The organism is Bacteroides sp. ET225 (genome assembly GCF_024733745.1).
In the GTDB taxonomy this organism is placed as follows: domain Bacteria; phylum Bacteroidota; class Bacteroidia; order Bacteroidales; family Bacteroidaceae; genus Phocaeicola; species Phocaeicola excrementipullorum.
Map to the genome: position 1 here is coordinate 1 of NZ_JANRHN010000073.1, position 2,287 is coordinate 2,287.

Here is a 2,287-nt window from a genome sequence, read left to right on the forward strand (position 1 = left end):
TGTTTTTATTCATGATTCAGTTGTTTATATGCGAAGGTATATATTTTCATGAAAGCCGCAAGAATCTGCCGGGAATTTGCAGACGGATGCGTTTGGCAAATGAAAATGGCGGTGCAGGCTCTCTTGCCGACCGCCATTCTGTGATTTGTTTTTATAGAAGAGATTTAAGTTGTTTTGGCAATAAAGACTCGCATTCGCCCATTGACAATTGCTGGTACATGGAGTCGAGTCTTTTTTACAAATCATACTATTTCATGACAATCTTATTCTTTCTTGCCGCTTCCCGCATGCCGTTTTGCACTAACGGTTGCTTCAGCATGTTTACAAAGTTATGCTTTTTTTACGAATATACAAAAAAATAGGCAGGTAAATTTGGGATATTTTGATGCCATAACTTAGAATGAAGCTATTTTTAGGTAGAATTTGGCTCTCTTATAGATTGAAACTTTTTTGAGAACGATACTTTCTCACCGCTGTCTGTTGTGATGAATTAAGGTGGAAAAGGGAAAGGATTCACAGCGTGGCTTACAAATTAAAAGCAAGAGCCTGTTTCGATACCGGTTATACGTTTGTGCCAAATTGCGCATAGTGGCATTGAGGATTATAATATCTGGTGTTCTTTTCTTGCAATAACCGAAATATTTGTCTTATTTTGCCACCGTTTTTCAGAATGAAGATTTATGGAAGATTTCTTATTGACAACGGTGCAAATATCCGGAGAGCGGGAGAACAGCCTGCTTAACAGAAAAATGATTTTCCGGATTCTAGGCATTCTGCTTACTATGGAAGCGATGCTTTTTCTGGTGTGCATGGGAGTTTCCCTGTACTATCAGGAGGCGGACTATATATATTTTGTTTATTCAGCATTGTTGAATGCGGGAGTAGGAGGGCTGCTGATTCTAGGGGGGCGGAATGCGAAGAATATTGTAACTCGCAGGGACGGCTATTGTGTAGTTGCTTTTACGTGGCTGCTTTTCACTGCCTTCGGCATGCTTCCCTTTTATATCAGCGGGAGCATTCCTTCTGTTGTCGATGCCTTTTTTGAAACGATGTCCGGATTCACGACAACAGGAGCTACGGTGCTCGACAATATTGAATCGCTTTCTCATGGAATGCTTTTCTGGCGCAGTTTCACGCATTGGATCGGAGGGCTGGGAATCGTTTTCTTCACGATTGTCGTATTGCCGATTTTCGGAGTGGGCAACCAGGTGTTGTTCAAGGCTGAGGCTACGGGCGTGACGCACGACAAGATCCATCCGAAGATCAGTGTGATGGCCAAATGGCTTTGGACAGTGTATTCCATTCTGACCATTGTAGAAACCGTTCTGCTTGTGATTGGGGGGATGGGATGGTTTGATGCCGTCTGCCATGCTTTCGGAACGACTGCTACGGGAGGATTCTCCACAAAACAGGCGAGTGTAGCCTATTGGAACTCTCCGTTCATCGAGTATATCATTGCCATATTCATGATCTTGTCGGCGATGAACTTTTCATTGTATTTCATGTGCATGAAAGGGCGTTTCGGCCAGTTGTTCCGCGATGATGAAACGAAATGGTTTTTAGGATCTATCCTTATAGTTACGCTGCTTATCGCTGTTTCGCTGGTCTTGCAGAACGGCTATGGGGTTGAAGAAGCTTTCCGCAAGTCGCTTTTTCAGGTTGCTACGCTTCATACGTCAAGCGGATTCGGTACGGACGACTATATGAAATGGGCTCCGTTTACGTGGGTGCTGCTGATGTATTGTATGTTTGCCGGAGGCTGCACCGGATCTACCAGCGGCGGGGTTAAAATCATGCGTCTGCTTATCGTGGCCCGGAATATCAAGAATGAATTCCGCCGTATGATGCACCCGCGTGCCGTGCTGCCGATCAAAGTGAACCGTATGGCTGTTTCTCAGTCCACCATATCGATGGTGAGCACATTTATTCTGCTGTATCTTGCCTGCATCTTTGTCGGGTGGCTGGTTTATATGTTTATAGGACTCGGTACGATGGAGGCTTTGAGCATTACTGTGTCGAGTATAGGAAATGCCGGACTGGCGATGGGAGCGTTTGGACCCGCCTATTCATGGAATGCGTTGCCGGAAGCAGGAAAATGGCTGTCGTCTTTCCTTATGCTGATAGGACGTCTGGAACTGTTCGGCATTCTGCTGATGTTTTCTCCGAGTTTCTGGGAAAAGAGATGAACACGTAAAAAGGGATATTCAAGAAATAGTATAAAATTAGCCAACTAATTCATTGCGAGTTAGTTGGCTTTTTTGTATCTTTAGGTATTCCCCCGTAAATA

The 2,287-nt window shown here is 44.3% G+C and carries 1 protein-coding gene; it reads left to right on the forward strand.

Annotation, left to right across the window (positions count from 1 at the left end; genetic code table 11):
- The first annotated feature begins 680 nt into the window (after positions 1–680).
- The gene (locus NW212_RS15115) at positions 681–2,186 is read left to right on the forward strand and encodes a TrkH family potassium uptake protein (protein ID WP_258339440.1); all 1,506 of its coding nucleotides are present in this window, start codon (positions 681–683) and stop codon (positions 2,184–2,186) included.
- Positions 2,187–2,287: the final 101 nt, after the last annotated feature.

Excerpts from the sequence above, each read along its gene's own strand:
- NW212_RS15115 (WP_258339440.1), top strand. The coding sequence starts at position 681 with ATGGAAGATTTCTTATTGACAACGGTGCAAATATCCGGAGAGCGGGAG.